Origin of the sequence: Paraliomyxa miuraensis (assembly GCF_026337845.1) — a bacterium.
Classification (GTDB): domain Bacteria; phylum Myxococcota_A; class Polyangia; order Nannocystales; family Nannocystaceae; genus Paraliomyxa; species Paraliomyxa miuraensis.
In genome coordinates this window covers 193,064-210,021 of sequence record NZ_JAOVZF010000160.1, presented here as the reverse complement: position 1 = coordinate 210,021, position 16,958 = coordinate 193,064, and the positions used below count along the sequence as shown (strand labels likewise).

At 70.5% G+C, this 16,958-nt stretch carries 15 protein-coding genes and 2 tRNA genes; 11 read left to right on the top strand and 6 right to left on the bottom strand.

The window, feature by feature from the left end:
• Positions 1-589: 589 nt before the first annotated feature.
• From OEB96_RS34185 to OEB96_RS34155, 7 genes are all read left to right on the top strand, one after another.
• Positions 590-730, top strand: coding sequence for a hypothetical protein (locus OEB96_RS34185; RefSeq protein ID WP_266221040.1), 141 nt, complete (start codon positions 590-592; stop codon positions 728-730).
• A gap of 151 nt (positions 731-881) precedes the next feature.
• Positions 882-1,625, top strand: coding sequence for a ribonuclease PH (gene rph / locus OEB96_RS34180; RefSeq protein WP_266221039.1), 744 nt, complete (start codon positions 882-884; stop codon positions 1,623-1,625).
• Positions 1,612-2,361, top strand: a complete 750-nt coding sequence (locus OEB96_RS34175) for a non-canonical purine NTP pyrophosphatase (RefSeq protein WP_266221038.1) — start codon at positions 1,612-1,614, stop codon at positions 2,359-2,361. Before rph ends, OEB96_RS34175 begins: the two co-directional genes overlap by 14 nt.
• 57 nt (positions 2,362-2,418) lie before the next feature.
• A tRNA-Pro gene (locus OEB96_RS34170) sits at positions 2,419-2,495 on the top strand.
• Between the two features lie 94 nt (positions 2,496-2,589).
• A tRNA-Arg gene (locus OEB96_RS34165) sits at positions 2,590-2,663 on the top strand.
• Positions 2,664-2,668: 5 nt separating this feature from the next.
• Positions 2,669-3,076: a PIN domain-containing protein gene (locus OEB96_RS34160; RefSeq protein ID WP_266221037.1), complete on the top strand. Its 408-nt coding sequence runs from the start codon at positions 2,669-2,671 to the stop codon at positions 3,074-3,076.
• A gap of 65 nt (positions 3,077-3,141) precedes the next feature.
• On the top strand, positions 3,142-3,864 hold the full coding sequence (locus tag OEB96_RS34155; protein WP_266221036.1) for a hypothetical protein: 723 nt from the start codon (positions 3,142-3,144) through the stop codon (positions 3,862-3,864).
• Between the two features lie 54 nt (positions 3,865-3,918).
• Here OEB96_RS34155 and OEB96_RS34150 read toward each other — a convergent pair whose 3' ends face one another.
• The 4 genes from OEB96_RS34150 to ndk are packed head-to-tail and all read right to left on the bottom strand — an operon-like array spanning position 3,919 to position 7,114.
• Positions 3,919-4,332 carry a hypothetical protein gene (locus OEB96_RS34150; RefSeq protein WP_266221035.1) on the bottom strand — a complete coding sequence of 138 codons (414 nt, stop codon included), beginning with the start codon at positions 4,330-4,332 and terminating at the stop codon, positions 3,919-3,921.
• A gap of 11 nt (positions 4,333-4,343) precedes the next feature.
• A complete protein-coding gene (locus OEB96_RS34145; RefSeq protein WP_266221034.1) occupies positions 4,344-5,504 on the bottom strand; it encodes a hypothetical protein in 1,161 nt (386 codons plus the stop codon).
• A complete protein-coding gene (gene rlmN / locus OEB96_RS34140) occupies positions 5,501-6,694 on the bottom strand; it encodes a 23S rRNA (adenine(2503)-C(2))-methyltransferase RlmN (RefSeq protein ID WP_266221033.1) in 1,194 nt (397 codons plus the stop codon). Before rlmN ends, OEB96_RS34145 begins: the two co-directional genes overlap by 4 nt.
• Before the next feature lie 6 nt (positions 6,695-6,700).
• A complete protein-coding gene (ndk, locus tag OEB96_RS34135; protein ID WP_266221032.1) occupies positions 6,701-7,114 on the bottom strand; it encodes a nucleoside-diphosphate kinase in 414 nt (137 codons plus the stop codon).
• A gap of 326 nt (positions 7,115-7,440) precedes the next feature.
• Here ndk and dnaE point away from each other — a divergent pair, with 326 nt between their 5' ends.
• Positions 7,441-11,142 (top strand): DNA polymerase III subunit alpha, encoded by a 3,702-nt coding sequence (gene dnaE, locus OEB96_RS34130; RefSeq protein WP_266221031.1) that lies wholly within the window; start codon positions 7,441-7,443, stop codon positions 11,140-11,142.
• A gap of 43 nt (positions 11,143-11,185) precedes the next feature.
• On the opposite strand, the gene OEB96_RS34125 is transcribed toward dnaE, so the two are convergent.
• Positions 11,186-12,070 (bottom strand): hypothetical protein, encoded by an 885-nt coding sequence (locus tag OEB96_RS34125; protein WP_266221030.1) that lies wholly within the window; start codon positions 12,068-12,070, stop codon positions 11,186-11,188.
• Between the two features lie 211 nt (positions 12,071-12,281).
• Between OEB96_RS34125 and OEB96_RS34120 the strand changes: the two genes are divergently transcribed.
• A complete protein-coding gene (locus OEB96_RS34120; protein WP_266221029.1) occupies positions 12,282-12,671 on the top strand; it encodes a hypothetical protein in 390 nt (129 codons plus the stop codon).
• Positions 12,672-12,708: 37 nt separating this feature from the next.
• Here OEB96_RS34120 and OEB96_RS34115 read toward each other — a convergent pair whose 3' ends face one another.
• A complete protein-coding gene (locus OEB96_RS34115) occupies positions 12,709-14,079 on the bottom strand; it encodes a tetratricopeptide repeat protein (protein WP_266221028.1) in 1,371 nt (456 codons plus the stop codon).
• Positions 14,080-14,143: 64 nt separating this feature from the next.
• On the opposite strand from OEB96_RS34115, the gene OEB96_RS34110 reads away from it, so the two are divergent.
• Positions 14,144-15,898, top strand: a complete 1,755-nt coding sequence (locus OEB96_RS34110) for an ABC transporter substrate-binding protein (RefSeq protein WP_266221027.1) — start codon at positions 14,144-14,146, stop codon at positions 15,896-15,898.
• Between the two features lie 79 nt (positions 15,899-15,977).
• Positions 15,978-16,700, top strand: a complete 723-nt coding sequence (gene rlmB, locus OEB96_RS34105; RefSeq protein ID WP_266221026.1) for a 23S rRNA (guanosine(2251)-2'-O)-methyltransferase RlmB — start codon at positions 15,978-15,980, stop codon at positions 16,698-16,700.
• Positions 16,701-16,958: the final 258 nt, after the last annotated feature.

Below are 16,958 nucleotides of genomic sequence, written 5' to 3'. Positions count from 1 at the left end.
GAGCCCGGGTCCCATGCGGTTGAGGTTCCCCACGATGGCCAACCATTGGTCGGCGCGTGGGAGCGTGCGTCGAGGAGCGCAGCCCGACGATCCATGGCCAGGCCGAGGCATGCGTCGCCGATGAAGTGATCTGGCGTTCGAGGTGGCGAAGGGCGGGTCGACCAGCGTCGACGAATCCCGACTCGGCCGAGGTCCTTGGCGGCGTGGCGCTCGAGCACGGGGCGGCGGGGTCGTCCCGAGCGCTGGACCGAAGGGTCCAACCGCCTCGTCTCGCCCGCGGCGACGCCGATGGTCCGGCGTCCGGGTCGCGAGATCGCCCAGGCCGGGCACGCGCGACCTGCGATGGCCCCCCACGCCGAGCCTTTCAATCAAGATGTTGAAATCACTGAACTATCATCGGTTTCGGGTCCGCTCTGCGCCGTGCGATCCAGCGCTGAACCCGCTTGGTCGTCTCTTTTGGAATCGGGGCGGCCAGGAGATGTTATGCGGGCCCGTGCGAGCGCCGCCAAGGATCGATATCCTGCCGGCCTCCCACTCGGACGCAGGGGGACGAGCTCCCCCGGGACAAAAACCACCGGAGATGATCACGATGAAGTTCGCCAAGGTTGCCCTCGTTGCCCTGACCGCGCTCGCCTTCACGGCCACTGCCTGCGACAAGAAGGAAGAGGCCAAGAAGGAAGAGGCCAAGAAGGACGAGAAGAAGGACGAGAAGAAGGAAGAGGCCAAGTAGCCTCGATCCCTCGATTCGGCCGAAGCGGGCGCTCTTCCATCGTGGGGGGCGCCCGTTTCGCCGTTCGAAGGACCGGTGATCGACGGCCGAGGTCCAAGAGGACGCGCGGGCGTGCTCGGGGGTGGCGAGGGCTGCTAGGGTCCGCCCGCTCATGCGTCACGACGACCGCACTCCCGACCAGCTCCGCCCGTGCTCCATCGAACCGGGCTTCATCGGCAAGGCCCTTGGCTCGGCCCTGATCGCCACCGGCGGGACCCGGGTGATCTGCACCGCCAGCCTCGAGGAGCGCGCGCCCGCGTGGCTGCGCAACGGTGGCTGGGTGACCGCCGAGTACGTGATGCTGCCCGGAGCCACGTCGCCGCGGGGGCGTCGGGATCCAGGTGGACGCGGCAAGGAGATCCAGCGGCTCATCGGTCGCTCGTTGCGAGCGGCGGTGGATCTGACCCGGCTGGTCGGTCCCGAGGGCGAGGCGCTCTCGTTGGTCGTCGACTGCGACGTGATCGAGGCCGACGGTGGCACGCGGACCGCCTCGATCACGGGCGGCTGGGTGGCGCTGCGTCTGGCGCTCGATCGCTTGCTCGCGCAGGGCCGACTCGGTGCCGATCCCATGCGCGCCGCGGTGGCGGCGGTGAGCGTGGGGCTATTGGCCAGGCACGACGGCGGCGATCCGCTCGCGGTGCTCGACCTCGACTATCCCGAGGACAGCACCGCGGTGGTCGATCTCAACGTGGTGGCGCTGCCGGGGCAGGGGAGCGTCTCGTTGGTCGAGGTCCAGGGGACGGGCGAAGGCGGCAGCTTCAGCCGGGCCCAGCTCGACACCATGCTCGACCTGGCCGAGATCGGCATCGCCCGACTGCATCGGGCCCAAGAGGAGGCGCTCGATGCCGCCGGCTGAGGGAACCGTGGACTCGGGCCTGGATCCGGGACTGGATCCGAACCTGGATCCGAGCTGGCGGCCGCGGCGGCTCTGGGTCGCCAGCGGCAATCCCCACAAGGTCGACGAGCTGCGTCGCATGCTCGCAGCCGAGGTGCCCTCACTGCAGGTGCTGGGGCTGCGCGATGGTTCGCCAACGTGGGGGCCGGTGCCTCGGATCGACGAGACCGCGGACGACTTCGCCGGCAACGCGAGGCTCAAGGCCGAGGGCATTGCCGCCTGGCTGCTCGAGCACGGCGAAGACGGGCACTCGGTGGTGCTGTCCGACGACTCCGGAGTCTGCGTGGACGCGCTCGAGGGGGCGCCCGGGGTGTGGAGCGCTCGGTTCGCCGGGCCGGGGGCCAGCGATGCCGACAACAACGCCAAGCTGGTGCGCGAGCTGCAAGTCCGTGGCCTCCAGGCCAGCCGGGGGCACTATCGCTGCGTGCTGGCCCTGGCCCGGGTGGATGGTCGGCGCTGGCCCGACTCACCGGGTCCGTCGCGGCTGTTCGAGGGCCGCTGGGACGTGGAGTTGCGGGTGCAGCGGCGAGGGGCCGGGGGCTTTGGTTACGACCCCCACGCATGGTTGCTCGACGCGCCGCCGGGTGGTCGCACGCCCGAAGGTCGTACCGTGGCCGAGCTGTCCCCCGACGACAAGGCCGCGCGCTCGCACCGAGGCCAGGCCATGCGGGCGCTGTTGGCGTGGTTTCGGGGGTGAGAGGTCCTTCGCCTGGACCACGGCGCGGGGCTCGGCTAGATTCCTGGCCGCGACTTTCGGGGTGTGGCGCAGTCTGGTAGCGCGCCTGCTTTGGGTGCAGGAAGCCGGAGGTTCGAATCCTCTCGCCCCGACCACGCATTCTCGCCCGCCGCTCGCGGGTCCTTGGCGGCGCTCGAGACCCCGAGCCCGCCCCTCTGCGCCCTTCCTTGCCCCTCCTTGCGCCCCTTTGCGCCCATAGCTCAGCTGGATAGAGCGCCGGCCTTCTAAGCCGGATGTCGGAGGTTCGAGTCCTCCTGGGCGCGCCCTTTTGTGCGATGCCTATGGGCGGTGCGACGAGCGCCGGGCGCTGCTCCGGGCCATGCTCGAGCGTGAGGACGTCACGATCATGGTTCCGTATCCGGTACTTGCGGAGCGTCCGCTCTCGGGGCGGGATGGCCATCGGTGCATCGATGGGCTGGAATTCGTGCCCTTCGAGATCAGGGCGGCGAAGATCCTCGCGGACGAGATCGGCGCCAAGGCAGCGCTGCGGGACGAGCGACCGCGACGGCGCCGTCATCGACTGAAGTACGACGCGATGATCGTGGCAACGGCAAAGGCGTGGGGCGCCGGCTGCATCCTGTCCAACGACGTGGACGTCCGCCGCATGGCGCGGATGATCGAGCTCGAGTGCCTGGACTGGCCCGAATTCGTGACACCGGCTCGCAGCGATTGCTGAGGGAGAATTCGAAGATCTTCGAAGATCTCCTGCAACGCCCGCGCTCGGTGGCCGATGAAGGGAGCATGAGCACCCCCATCCCCCTTCGTCCCGAAGCGATCACCCATGCCCTCGAATTCGTCCGCTGGCTCGGCCAGCGGGCCGAACACGAGGCCTCCTCTCGGCTCTCCCGCGAGCTGTGGATGGTCTCGATCGAGGCCGCCCTGGCCCGGCGCCACTTCTCGGTGGTGGCCACGTTGCTGCAATCGGAGCGGTGGCTCTCGCTGTCCGAGGCCATGGCGGACCTCGGCCGCGTGGTCGAGCTGGTCCGTACGCCTGGTGGCCCCCGCGCGGAGCCGTGGCTCGTCGACGTCCTGCCGCGCCTCGATCGTACCGGCCAGGCGATGACTCGGGCCTGCGAGGTATTGACCATCGCCGAGCGTCATCGCCAGCTCGCACACGAAGGGTCGCCGCCGCTGCCGCGCGAGCGCGGAGGAGTCGTCCGGGTGCTCGGTCGAGTGTTCGGTGCGCTCGACATGATCTTGCAGGGCGAGGATGGCTGGCGGTCGGTGACCGCGAGGCTCGAACACGCGCTGTGCGGCCTGGTCGAGCTGGTCGAGCTGGCCGATCTGGTCGAGCCCGTCGAGACGCAGGCCGAAGCGCCGCTCGAGCTCGATCCGTCCGTCGTCAAGCATGCGCTGCACGAGGCCCACGAGGCGGTCGCGGAGGCGATGTTGCTCGCGTTGGGGCAGCTCGCGATCGAGGGCAACGACGACGGGCGAGCCGCGGCATCCCGCATGGCGTCGTAGCGCTCGGACCCGAGCCGGTGGCGGAGGCTTCCTTGCCTTCCGCCACCGCCGCGCTCACGCGCCCGGGGTGGGCCGCAGCGCTCGCGCCAGCCGAAGATGGCGCTGCACCAGCGGCCGCAGCTCGGCGAGCTTGGTGTCGAAGTGCTCCTCGTGCTTGCCGATCCGCAGGAAGATCTCGTGCAGCCGTCGCTCGAGCGCCGAGGTGTCTCCGTCGCGGGTCAGTCGGGCCGTTGCGCCGGCAGTGGTGGCGGCGAGGCGCGCGATCGCGTTCTCGATCTCCCGCCGTCCTTCCACGAGCCGCTCCACGATCCGCTCGGCGAGCGGCTCGGCGAGGTGCTTGGCCGACAGCACCTCGCCGACCGATGCGCAGGGGGTTCGCTCGCGCTCGGCCCACGCCTCGCGCCACGCCTGACAGCGGTCCTCGAGGGCGGCGAGCTCGGCTTCGATCGATTCGGGAGTGGCGGCCATCGCCGGCCATCCTACCGTCTGTGCGCGGTCGAGGGCACGGCCCGCCGTGGTGCAGGCATGCTCGCGGCCGTTTCCCCCGTCGTGGGTGCCGCCCCACGACGCTTCGCTCGCTTGGCCCGAACCTCGTCCACCGCCAGGATCACGGCCGCGGTGATGGCCACCGCGCTGCCGATCCCGATGAGCGCGAATCCACCCGCATCGGTGTTCAGGATCCACAGGCAGGGAACCTCTCTCGGATCGCGCAGATCGGGGCACCGGTGATCCACGCCCACCAGTGCACCGCCCGTGCCCACGGCCGCCACGCCCAGCCCCAGGCCGATGGCCGAGGCCCAGCGCGGCAGGATCCGCTTGGCGGGGAGGGGACCGTCCGGCGGGTATGGGTCTGGCTCGGGCTCGGGCTCGGGTCGTCCCTCGGCCTCGAACGACAGCTCCATGCGTTCCCCGGGCTTGGTCACGATCTCGCGGCGCATCACCGGGATCCCAGGGGCGACCGCCTCGATCCACACGCGATGGGGACCGGCCGGCAGCTCGGCGCTCCCCTCGAACGCTTGCTCGTCCACCAGCACCCGGCAGGGCATCGTGCAGCGCACTTCGAGCACTCCCGGGGGGACCTTGGCCGCCGCGGCGACGCGCTCGTCGTACAGGGCGACCAGGGACGGCCCGAACTGCGCCGCTGGCAGGGGCTTGCCCCGGGCGATCCGCAGGGCACTGTCGATGGACTCGCTTGCCTCGGCGTGATGGTCCAGCACGAGGTGAGTGCGGGCGAGCGCGAGCTGGGCATAGACGCGAGCCTGCTGGGCATAGTCGTCGTGGGCCACCAGCGGCGCGACGTCGGCCATGGCTCGCAGCGCAGCCTGGAGCACCGGCACGGCCGTCTGCGGGCTCTCGGTGGCCAGTGCCTCGGCGTCGAGCAGATCCTCGACGACCGTGTTGCGTCGCGCTCGATCCGCCGAGGACATCGGCCCTTCACCGCGCGAGAGCACGGGCTCCGTCTCGCTCGTCGCCGGAGGCTCGGCCAGCCGCGCCAGGGCGAGGGCGGGCGCGGGCGCGGGGGCAGGGGACCGCCTCGGGTGCAGCGGGAGCGCGGCCGCGGTGGCCGACGGGAGCGCAGGCGCCAGCGCCAATGCCGGGGCCAATCCCCACACCAGGCGCCGGTGCGCGACCCTGGTCATGGACCCTCCATCGTGGCCGACGCCGCCGAGGGCGTCGACCCCTCGAGGGCGAGCTGCCCGCAGGCGGCCGCGATGTCGTCGCCCCGAGGCGTGCGCACGTGGACCTCGAGCCCCGCACGGCGGCACGCTTGCACGAACGTTCGCACGCGGTCCTCGCTGGGGCGGCGAAAGGGGGCCCCGGGGTGCGGATTCCACGGGATCACGTTGAGGTGTCCCGCCCCTCCTCCACACACGTCGCGCAGCAGCCGGCCCAGACGGCGCGCATCGGCGGGCTCGTCGTTGACCTCGGCCAGCAGCACGTACTCGAAGGTCACGCGCCGTCGCTTGGGCGTGGGCATGCCTCGCACCGCCTGCAGCAGCGCCGCGATGTTCCAGCGGGTGTTGATCGGCATCACTCGATCGCGGACCTCGTCGGTGCTGGCGTTGAGCGAGATCGCCAGGCCGACCTCGCGACCCAGACCCTCGCGACCGAAGCGCTCGATTGCGGGCACCAGGCCCGAGGTGCTCACGGTGATGCGGCGACCGGCGATCGCGGCGCCACGCTCGTCGGTGAGGATCGACAGCGCGCGCTTGACCTGCCCGTAGTTGTGCAGCGGCTCGCCCATCCCCATGAACACCAGGTTGGTGATGCGAGCGACGTACCTGGCTCCTTGCTCGGCGGCCTCGCTCGCCAAGAAGTCCTGGGCGCGGTAGACCTGATCGACGATCTCCCAGGTGGCCAGGTTGCGCTCGAACCCCAGGGTGGCGGTGGCACAAAAACGGCAGGTCAGCGAGCAGCCGACCATCGACGACACGCACTGGGTCAGGCCGCGGCCGTCGTTGGGGATGAGCACGCTCTCGATCGCATGACCGTCGGGGGTGAGCAGACGGAGCTTGCGGGTACCGTCGCGCGAGCGCTGGACCGCGTCGACGGTCAGCGCCGGCAGGCTCGCGTGCTCGTGCAGCCGCACCCGGTCGGCGCGGCCGATGTTGGTCATCGCGTCGAAGTCGGGCACGCGGTGGCGGTGCAGCCACTCGAAGATCTGCGTCGTGCGAAACGCAGGCCCCGGCAGGTGCTCGGCCATGAAGCGACCGAGCTCCTCCCGGGGCAGGTCCCGCAGCGCGGGCCGGGCGGGCTTGGGGAGCCCACGACGGGGAGGCCGGATCGCGACCAGCTCCCCGTAGGAGCGATCGGTGGCCGCGGGGGGCATGACCAACTACGCGAGCTCGAGGCCCGCGAAGAAGTACGCGGTCTCGAACGCGGCGGTCTCCTCGGCATCGGAGCCGTGTGAGGCGTTGCGCTCGATGCTGGTGCCGAAGTCGCCGCGGATGGTGCCCTTCTCGGCCTTGGTGGCGTCGGTGGGGCCCATCAGATCACGCCAGCGCTTGATCGCGTCGTCGCCCTCGAGCACCATGGCCACGATCTTGCCCTCGGTCATGAACTTGACGAGGTCACCAAAGAACGGGCGCTCCTTGTGGACGTAGTAGAAGCCCTGGGCCTGCTCGGTGGTCAGGTGCAGGGTCTTGAGCGCGAGCACGCGAAGGCCCGACTCCTGGATGCGGGCAATGATGGCGCCTTGGTGGCCGGCGGCCTGGGCATCGGGCTTGATGAGGGCGAGGGTCCGTTGCATCGGTGTCCTTGGTGTCGGTTCGGAAAGAGAAGGATGATGGATCTCGTGACGCGCAGCGTCGACACCGCGCGAGCGCGCGGACGCTAGCAGAGGCCATCCCTGGTGTCACCGCGGGCTGCACCCTCGACGCGACGCCGGCGGGCTGAGGCGATCTCGCTCACGACGGTGCTTTGCCGCGGTCTCCGCCCGAGCCGGTGCGACGGCCGGTCGGCGCGTAGACGGCACCCACGAGGTCCTGGGAAGGCGGTCGAGTGGCCGGGGCACGGATGACGCAGACCCCGCAGCCCTCGTGGCTCCACCCCCCTTCGCGGTAGCGTGCCGCTGCCATGACCGCCCCGACGACGAGCAGCCCCAGCGTCGACCTCTCGGACTTCGCGCACCTGCACCTGCATACGCAGTACAGCCTGCTCGACGGGGCCATCCGCACGCGCGACCTGTGCAAGACCGTGCACGAGCGCGGGATGAAGTCGGTGGCGGTGACCGACCACGGCAACATGTTCGGCACCCTTCAGTTCTACGAGGAGGCCAAGAAGTACGGGGTCAAGCCGATCCTGGGCTGCGAGGCCTACCTCAGCGACGGTGACATGGATGCGCGCACCGATCGCAAGAACTACCACATCGTGCTGCTGGCCAAGGACAACGAGGGCTTTGCCAACCTGCAGCGGCTGGTGAGCTTCGGGTACCTGCGCGGCTTCTACTACAACCCGCGGATCGACCGGAAGGTGCTGCGCGACCACGCCAGGGGCCTCATCGGCCTGTCGGCGTGCCTGTCGGGGCACGTGTCGCGCCTGCTGCTCGCCGACAAGATGGACGAGGCCCGCGAGCGCGTGCTCGAGTACAAGGACATCTTCGATCCGGGCTGCTACTTCCTCGAGCTGCAGCCCAACGGCCTGGCCAACCAGGAGAAGATCAACCCGTTGCTGGCGCAGCTGGCCGAGGACTGCGGCGTGCCGCTGGTGGCCACCAACGATTGCCACTACGTCAACCGCAGCGAGGCGCACGCGCACGAGGTGCTGATGTGCATGGGGCAGGGGCGCACGCTCGACGACCCCAAGCGCATGAAGCACGACTGCGACGAGTTCTTCATCAAGACTCCACAGCAGATGGAGCCCTACTTTCGGCAGTACCCCTCGGCGCTCGAGAACGCCTGCCGGATCGCGCAGATGTGCAACGTGGAGCTGGATCTGGGGCGCCCCGAGCTGCCCGACTTCACGCTGCCCCAGGGGGTCGAGGACGACCTGCCGGGGTACCTGCGGCGCGTGACCGAAGAGGGCCTTCGCAAGCGGCTGGCCGCGATCCGGGACTCGGGGCGCACGATCGACGAGGACGTCTACCGCCAGCGCCTGGACTACGAGCTGCGGATCATCGAGCAGATGAAATTCCCCGGCTACTTCCTCATCGTGTGGGACTTCATTCGGCACGCCAAGAGCGTCGGGGTGCCGGTGGGACCGGGCCGCGGCTCGGGGGCGGGCTCACTGGTGGCCTACTCGCTGCAGATCACCGACCTCGATCCGCTGCGCTACGAGCTGCTGTTCGAGCGCTTCCTCAACCCCGAGCGCGTGTCGATGCCCGACTTCGACATCGACTTCTGCATGGATCGGCGCGACGAGGTGATCCGCTACGTGATCGACCGCTACGGCGAGGATCACGTGGGCCAGATCGCGACGTTCCACAGCCTGAAGGCTCGCGGTCTGGTGCGCGACGTGTGCCGGGTGATGGGCTGGAGCGTGGCCGAGACCAACGAGCTGGCGAAGCTGATCCCCGAGGGGCCCAAGGTCACGCTCTCGGCGGCGATGACCGACCCCGAGCCGCTCAAGGCCCAGGCCAAGAAGGACCCGTCGCAGGCCGGCAAGCTGCGCGACACGATCCAGATCGGCGATGCGGCGCTCAAGCTGCGGATGCGGGCGCAGGCGGACACGCGCGCTCGCGGGGTGCTCGACATCGGGACCTCGCTCGAGGGCCTCAACCGCCACGCGGGCATGCACGCGGCGGGCATCGTGATCGGCAACCGGCCGCTGTGGGAGCACGTGCCGTGCTTTCGGGCCGACGGCAAGATCGTCACCCAGTACACCATGGGCGACGCCGAGAAGGCGGGCCTGGTCAAGTTCGACTTCCTGGGGCTCAAGACGCTGACGGTGATCAACACCGCGGTGCGGCTCATCAACGAGGGCGGCCTGCACGGTCTGCCTCGACCGTTCGACATCGAGTCGATCCCGATGACCGACGCCGGGGTCTACGAGATGATCAGCCGCGGCGACACCACCGGGGTGTTCCAGCTCGAGTCGAGCGGCTTCCGCGAGCTGCTCGGACGCCTGCGGCCCGACCGCTTCGAGGACATCATCGCCGCGGTGGCCCTCTACCGCCCCGGCCCGCTCGAGGGTGGCATGGTCGATCAGTTCATCGACTGCAAGCACGGGCGACGCGCGGTGGAGTACCCGCATCCGCTGCTGGCCGACGTGCTGGCCGAGACCTACGGCGTGTTCGTGTACCAGGAGCAGGTGATGCAGGCGGCCCAGGTGCTGGCTGGGTTCTCGCTGGGCTCCGCCGATCTCATGCGTCGCGCCATGGGCAAGAAGAAGCCCAAGGAGATGGAGTACCAGCGCGGCTTGTTCGTGGAGGGCTGCGCCAAGCACAACCAGATCGACGCCAAGAAGGCCAACGAGATCTTCGACTTGATCGACAAGTTCGCGGGCTACGGCTTCAACAAGAGCCACTCGGCCGCGTACGGGCTCATCACCTACCAGACCGCGTTCCTCAAGCACCACTTCCGGGTCGCGTTCATGGCGGCGCTGATGACCTGCGACAAGGACAAGAACGAGAACGTGGTCAAGTTCATCGCAGAGGCTCGCGGCGCGGGGATCGAGGTGCTCCCGCCCGACGTCAACGAGTCGGGCATGGACTTCTCGGTGGTCAAGCAGGCGCCTGCGGTCGAGGGCGAGCCGGGCGAGCCGGGCGAGGAGCCAGGAGGGTCAGTCGAGCAGCAGATCCGCTTCGGCCTCGGGGCCGTGCGCGGCGTGGGCGGGGCGGCGGTCGACTCGATCCTCTCGGCGCGACAGGAGGGCGGGTCGTTCGCCAGCCTCTACGACCTCTGTCGCCGCATCGACCTCAAGAAGGCCAACAAGCGCACGCTCGAGGGCCTGCTGCGCGCGGGCGCCTTCGACAGCATCGCGGGCGACAGGGCGCGCGCGCAGCTGTTTGGCGCGATCGAGAGCGCGGTGGAGCAAGGGCAGGGGGCGCAGCGCGATCGAGAGAGCGGGCAGCGCGGCCTGTTCGACGCGCTGCTCGGCGACGGCGGAGCGCCGCAGGTCTACGCCGAGGAGTACCCCGATTGCGAGGAGTGGAGCCCCAAGGAGCGCCTGCTCGGCGAGCGCGAGGCGCTGGGCTTCTATCTCACGGGCCATCCTCTCGATCGATTCCAGCAAGACGTCGAGAGGTTCGCGACCACCAACATCGGCAACCTCCGCAAGGACATGCACGGCAGCGAGATCGTGGTGGCCGGGGTGATCTGTGACTTCCGCGAGGTGCAGACCCGCAGCGGGCGCGGCGCGATGGGGTTCTTCCAGCTCGAGGATCAGTACGGTCGGATCGAGGTGGTGGTGTTTCCCAAGACCTACGCGCGGGTCGACGAGCAGGCGGGGCTGTCCGTGTCCGAGCAGCTCGAGCAGGCCGGCGACGAGCCGGTGCTGGTGGCCGGCAAGATCGAGGCCGAGACCGGCGACGACGGCGAGGTGCAGCGCTACAAGCTGCTGCTCGAGACGGTGCAGCCGCTGGCCCAGGTGCGGGCCGAGCGAACGGCCCGGGTGCACCTGACCCTGCGGCAGGATCAGCTCACCGACAAGAAGCTGCTGCAGCTCAAGCAGATCGTCAGCGACCACTCGGGGCAGTGCAAGATGGAGCTGACGGTGCTGGTGGAGGACCGCTTCGCCTCCAACATCGTGTTCGGCGACGAGTTCTGCGTGAGCGCAGACGAGGGGCTGCTGCTGGCGCTCGAGCGTCTGTTCGGCAAGGGGGCGGCCCGGTGCGGGTGAGCCCCTCGCGCTGCTCTTGGTCGTGACCGCCGTGGGGGGCGGGTCACGGCATGGGGATCACGGCCCACGACACCATGGGCTCGGCGTCGCCGCACGGCAGCCGCTGGGCCTGGACCGATGCGAACGAGTGGTCGGTTCCACTCGCGTTGGGGATCATGATTCCCGTCTCCTGGCCGGGAAGCACGTCGAAGCCATCGATCGTGAAGCGAAGGAACGACGGTCCGGATTGCTCGCAGCACGCGTGGTCGAGCGAGATCGTGTCGCACTCGCAGAAGATCGCGTCGACGGGATCCGGAACGGCCGCGCCGAGCAAGCTGGCGCCGTTGGGAGTGGGAGGCGTGGATGCCGTCGTGGCGAGCACGTAGGGGGTGTCGGTGTCCGGATCGTGGATGGTCAGCGCACCCCACCGGCAGCGCATCTCGGTCTGCCCCAGCGATGACGTGCTCTCCACGGTCAGGCACGTGTCCCCCGGAATGTGCTCGCCGAGCGGCAGTGAAGGGATCGCGACCGTGTGGAAGTCTCCGAAGCAGGGGTCGCACCCCTCGTCGCATTGCTCGAGCACGACCTCGTCACCGTTGATGGAGGACAGCCGCATCGGCACTTCATCGAAGCCCACGGGGCACGTGCCACCGAAGCTCGCCGGATCACCGAGCGCGATGATCAAGCCCTCGGTGGGCTCGAGATCACAGGTGGCATCGTCCGGGAGGTCGGTCGGAGGGTCGGTGGTGTCGTTGGTGTCGGAGGTCGCGTCGGCCACGGTGACCGAGGCGGATCCGGTCGCCGCGGTCGTGGCGGGCGGCATGTCGCTCGTGCTGGATTCGCCATCCGTGGCCGAGCCCCCCTTGCCATTGTTGGAGTCCTCGCCGAAGGCGGGGTTGGGGTCCGAGCACGCCGTGCAGAGCAGGCCAATGAGCAGGAGCGATCGCATGAACCCGACGATAGCGCTCGCTGCCCCCAGGGACACGACGAACTGGCCTCGTTGCCCGCAGAACGACGCTCTGACGTGGTGAGACCCCGTCGGGCCCTGGGTGTGGGGGACACGCGCGCTCGCGCGCGCCAGAATGCGTGCCATTTCGCGCCCCTCGTGCATGCACGAGCCCGTCGCGAGGGCCGCTCGGCCGATCGCGGTATGGTGGGCCATGGTACGCGGCTTCGTGCTCCTCGCGTCGTTGGCCTCCATCCTCGGGGCGCTCGCCTGCGCCAAGCCCGACAGCGTGGCGCTCGGTGGGGCGTGCAAGCAGCAGGTCGAGTGCAAGGATCCCGCCGACACCTGCATGACGCTGGGCACGGAGTCGCTGTGCACGCTGGCGTGCTCCGCCGAAGCGGCGTGCCCCGACGGCTACGCCTGCGCGCGCATGGACGTGCGGGTGGAAGGGGAGGATGGCGGAGGAAAGGCGGGTGCGCAGGGATACTGCCTGGCCGAGTCCCGCGTGGGCTCGCACGTCGCGACCATCGCCCCGAAGGGAGACGGCAGCGGCAAGGGCGGCAAGGGCAAGAAGGCCAAGGGCAAGAAGGCCAAGGATCGATGACCCGCGCTACGCGAGCGCTCGTGCCACGGCCTCGACCTCAGTTCGGCGCTCTCGATCGTCGTCGACGCCCGCGCTTGCGCTTGCTCTTGCCGGTCTCCTCGCCTTCGGCCTCGTCGGTCGAGGGCGGGACCACGCCAGCGCTCGTGAGCGAGGCCGAAGGATCGGGGCCCAGCGGCGGGAGCCCCAGCCGCCCGCGTGCGTCGTCGGGCAGTCCGACGAAGGTGGCGAGCTCGTCGAGCACCGAGAACCGCAGCTGCTGATCGAATTGCTCGGGGTCGCGGGCGAATCGCGCGAGGTTGCGTCGATAGACCGCAAGGCCGGTGAGCTGGGGAGGCGGCGGCTCGGTCTCCTCCGCTCCATCGAGCAGCATCCCCGGACGCCCCGCGAGGGCCAGCACGGCCACGCGGGGGTCCACCCCCTCCATCACCAGCTCCGGCGCGGGGGCGTCGCGCACCATCACCGTCAGGGGGATGTCGACCAGCGCCCCAATGATGGGCTCGGGGCACTCCTTGACGACCTGCACCACGCGTCGGTGCACCAGGGCGAAGCTGGGGACCCAGTCGGGGACGGGCAGCTCGTGGTCGAGCTCGAGGGTCTTGAGCGCAGCCACGCTGGCCTCGGGGAGTCGGCTCGCCCGAAAGTGGGCCTCGCTGACCAGGCCCCATGCATCGGGCTCGCCGGGGTACCAGCGCAGGATCTCGGTGAGGCTTCCCGTGGGGGTCTCGGCGTCTCCGAGGTCGAGCCGCATGCGCGCCAGTCGAAACGCGAGCTGGAGCGCACGACCGATCCGCTCCACGCGTTCCTCTTCGTCGAGCTCCTCGTCGCCGTCGCGGCGCAGGTAGAGCACGGCGACGGCCTTGTCGTCGTCGGGATCCTGGTCGTCGAACTCGTCGAGCAGCTCGGGCTGGGCTGCGAGCCGCAGGGTGCTCATGAGCACGGCTTCCTCGTCGAGGGTGGCCAGGCGCCGCCGCGGCTCGACGAGCAGGCCCAGGCTCAGCTCGCACTCGGCCGCCACCAGGTGCAGGTCGAGGCGATCGAACGGCGACAGCACCTCGAGCTCGAGGGCGTCGCTGCAGTAGCGCAGACCACGAGCCGGATCGTCGAGATCGTAGAGGCACACCTGCGCCGCGGCCGTGTAGGGCTCGAGGTACTCGGGGTCGAGCTCGATCGCTCGCTCGTACCAGCGCAGTCCGTCGTCGGCGTTGCCCTCGGCCAGCGACACCGCCCCCAGCAGCACGGCGGCATCGGGATCGTCGGGGCGGGCCTCCGCCGCGTGCTCGGCCGAGGTTCGTGCGGCTGCGTGATCACCGCGGTCGAGCAAGGCCCAGCCGCGGTCCAGGTGCGCCGCGTAGCGACTGGCCTCGCCAAAGCCGAAGTCGTCCGAGTCCTCCGCGTCGCGGCCCTTCATCCGGGATTCATATAACATGCCCCGGGACGTCGACCCCGGCCCGGGGCGTCGTCCAGGTCCGACGGTGCTGCGCTCCTTCCCTCCCTCGCCTCGTCCGGCTGCTGCGCTCCGCGCCGCTGCGCGAGTGCTGATGCTCGTGGCCCTCGGGGTCGCGTGCGGCGGCGCGAGCTGCCGCACCGGCAATTCCAACCGGCCCCACCCACAGGGCGATGCGCACGCACTCGATGGCGTTCCGGCCGATCCTGGCTACCGAGACGCCTGGGACCGGTTGCAGGCGGCCCATGAGGTCGATCCGGGGAGCGACGAGGCCCGTGCATTGGCGGACGAGCTGCTCGCCGGGGACCCGCCGCTCTCGGTGCGGCTGGCCGCACTGCGAGCCCGGGCCGAGCACGCCTACCTCCATCAGGATGACTCGGTGGCCATCGCCAGCGCCGACGCCGGCCTCGCGGCGGTGCCCCCGGATCAGGCCACCGGTGAGCCACCCCAGGTCTTGGTCGACCTGGCCCATGTGCGGGTTCGGGCGCTGGTTCGAGGGGGAGATCCGATGATTGCGCTCATGGCGCTGGACGAACCCCTCGTAGGCGCCCGTGGCGGCCTGCCCGGCGCAGAGGCCCAGGGCCTGCGGGCGATGGCCCTCGATCGCAACGGGGATCTCGAGGCGGCGGTGCCGGAGCTCGCCCGGTGGCGCGAGGGCCTGACGGACGACGACCCCACCGCCCTTTGGGTGGAGCAACGGCTGGCACAGCTGTCCTCCGGCCTGCCACCCGAGGCGTTGGCGGCCATGGTGGCACGGATGCCGCCGTCGCCCGGGCGGGCGTGCCTGCAGACCCGCCTGGGTGAGCCCGTTGCGGTGGGCATGCCTCCGTGGGTGGCCTCGTGTGGAACGGCGTCGGGCGGGATTGGGCTGCTCTTGCCCCGTAGCGGTCCGTTTGCGGCATTTGCGGACGAGCAGCTGGCGGCGGCGGTGGCGGCGCTCGAGGTGGTGGCTCCCGATGGCGCGCAACCCACGCTTGCCTGGCGTGACAGCGGCTCGACCGCCAAGACCTCCCTGGCGGGCGCGCGGGCGCTGGTCGACCAAGGAGCCCGGGTGTTGGTGGGGCCCATCGGTGCCAAGAACGTCAAGGCGGTGGCCACGGAGGTCGATCGGCGGGCCCTGGTCATCGTGCCGGGGGAGGGCAGCGGTGAGGCGGTCGGGGTTGCGCCCAGCCTCGAGGATCGGGTCGAGGCCCTGGTGGATCGGGCGCGGGCCGAGCGGCGCGACCGACTGGTGGTGCTCGCGCCCGACAACGCCTACGGACGCCGTGCGGTCAAGGCGGTGCAGGCCCATGCCACGGGGTTTTCGCAGTCCCTCGTGGTTCGGATGTACCCACCCGAGACCACCAGCTTCGGCCCCCACGTGAACCCGGTGATGACCGCGCTCAGCGGCAACGCGGCCCTGGTGGTTCCCGATACCCTGGTACGGACCGAGCTGGTGGTGCGCCAGCTGGCGAGGGCCGGCCGCATGCCGGCCCGTCCCGACGTCCCCGGCTTGATGGTGCTGGTCACGGCCGAGGGCCTGTCGCCCGATGCGCTGGCCCGTGGCCGCGATGTGCTCGACGGCGTGTGGGTGGCACCCGCGGCCGCTCGGGGGCCCGACGCGGAGGCGTTCGAGGCGGCCTACACCCGGCTCCAGGGCCAGCCGCCTGGTGATCAAGCGCTCCTCGTGTTCTACGCACTACAGCACGCGGTTCTGGGCCATCCAGGCCCAGGTGCACGCAAGACCACCCTGACTCGGGTGAAGGAGGGGAGGCTCGTTGTCGAGCCGGCGGGACCGCAGTAGGCCCCGGCCCTCGAGGGGGGACGGACCGCCTCGGGAGGCTCGGACGGACCGGGCGAGGGGATCCGATGGGCCTCACCTCGTGCCGGGTCCGAGGGCGGTGGCCGAGCTGCTGGTCCACGCACCGGGGCGAGTGGAGGTGTTGTGGCTCGACCGGCGGCGCGAGGGCACCGAGCTGCACGAGCAGGCCAAGGCCGCCAACGTGGCCGTGGAGCTGGTGGAGGGCCGCGAGCTCGCCCGCAGGGGCCCCGAGCTCGATTGCCAGGGCGTCTTGGTCCGCGCCCGCCCGCCCGCGTATCACGACCTCGAGGACCTCGTCGATGCCGTGCTCGAGGCTCCGGCCGAGGCCGGACGCCGAACGCTGCTGGCCCTCGATGGTGTGCAAGATCCGCAGAACCTGGGGGCCATCATCCGAACCAGCGAGTTCTTCGGGGTCAGGGGGCTCGTGTGGCCGCGCGACCGCGCCGTGTCGGTCACGCCGGCGGTGGTGCGGGCCTCCGCGGGCGCGAGCGAGCGGCTCTCGTTGTCACGGGTCGTCAACCTGGCCCGAGCACTCGAGACCTGTCGAGATCGTGGGCTATGGGTGCTGGGGACGGTGGCCGAGGGCGGAGAGCCGCTGCCCCGGCTGCTGGCCGAGGACCGCGTGCCCGATCCGCTGGTGGTGGTGATGGGAGGGGAGCACGGAGGGCTGCGTCGGCTGACGCGTGCGCGCTGTGACCTGCTGGCGACCATCCCGGGTCGCGGCGGGGTGGCGTCGCTCAACGTGGCCGCTGCGACCTCGGCCGTGCTGGCGCTCCTCGGTTGACCCCAGCGAAGGGGCCCACACTCGGTCGAGCGGCCGGCCAGGGCCACGACACGGCGGCTTGCTCGCGAGCGTCGCCTGGCGCCGCGGGGCCGCGGCCGTCCCGTCGTCGGTGATGCGAGGCCGATTGAACCCGCCTTTGCTCCAACGTAACCTTGCGCCTCGATGTCCAGGGGCGGAGCTCGGCCGGGGTGCGCGACCCGGCGGAGACGCGACCGATGCTCGCATCGTCTTGCGTCGCGCCGCGATCCTCCCGTGGCC